This is a genomic window from Roseateles puraquae (genome assembly GCF_002205845.1).
Classification (GTDB): Bacteria; Pseudomonadota; Gammaproteobacteria; order Burkholderiales; family Burkholderiaceae_C; genus Pelomonas; species Pelomonas puraquae.
In genome coordinates this window covers 1-1,019 of the sequence record NZ_NISI01000040.1, presented here as the reverse complement: position 1 = coordinate 1,019, position 1,019 = coordinate 1, and the positions used below count along the sequence as shown (strand labels likewise).

Annotated in this window: 1 protein-coding gene; it reads right to left on the bottom strand. The window is 67.9% G+C overall.

Annotated elements, in window-relative coordinates; all coding sequences use genetic code 11:
* Positions 1-1,018, bottom strand: a 1,018-nt coding sequence (gene istA / locus CDO81_RS27425; protein WP_088486440.1) for an IS21 family transposase, incomplete at its 3' end; no start/stop codon positions are given.
* Between the last annotated feature and the right edge of the window lies 1 nt (position 1,019).

The window sequence follows — 1,019 nt, the reverse complement described above, 5'->3', positions numbered from 1 at the left end:
CGGCCGCGACGACGAGCCGGTCGGCGTAGACGCGCAGGCTCACCGGCCTGTTGGCGTACGACGCCGGCACGCTGTACCGGGTGCGCTCGAAGGTGACCAGGCAGGTCGGCGAGACGCGCTTGGTGTGCTCGATGAACCCGTCGAACGGCCTCGGCACCTTCATCAGCGTGGGCTTCTCCAGCTTCCAGACGTCGAACACGGTGCCCGGCTGCTGCCCGTGCGAGATCTCCTTCCACAGCGCCAGGCAGCGCTCCTCCAGCCAGGCGTTGAGCGCGTCCAACGACGGGAACGCTGGCACGGGCTGCCACAGCCGATGCCTGGCGTCGCGCACGTTCTTCTCGATCTGGCCCTTCTCCCAGCCCGAGGCCGGGTTGCAGAACTCGACCTCGAAGAGGTAGTGGCTGACCATCGCGGCGAAGCGCGCGTTGACGTCGCGCGCCTTGCCGCTGAGGACCTTGTCCACCGCGGTCTTCATGTTGTCGTAGATGCCGCGCCTGGGCACGCCGCCGAACACGCGGAAGGCGTGGTTGTGCGCGTCGAACAGCATCTCGTGGGTCTGCAGCAGGTAGGCCCGCACGTAGAAGGCTCTGCTGTGGCTGAGCTTGAAGTGCGCCACCTGCAGCTTGGTGCGCTCGCCGGCTAGCACGGCCCAGTCCTCGCTCCAGTCGAACTGGAAGGCCTCGCCCGCGTCGAAGACCAGTGGCACGAAGGTGCCGCGTCCCGTCGTCTGCTTGGCCTCCTGGCGCTTCTGGGCCCAGTCGCGAGCGAAGGCCGCCACGCGGTTGTAGGAGCCGTCGTAGCCGAGCGTGACCAGCTCGGCGTGCAGTTGCTTCAAGGTGCGCCGCTGCTTGCGCGTCTTGCCGGCCTCGGTCTTGAGCCAGTGGGCCAGCTTCTCGGCGAAGGGGTCGAGCCGGCTCTTGCTGGCCCGCTTGGCGTAGGTCGGCTCTTGGTCGCCGCTGCGCAGGTACTTCCTGATGGTGTTGCGAGACAGGCCGGTGCGTCGGGCTATCTCGCGGATG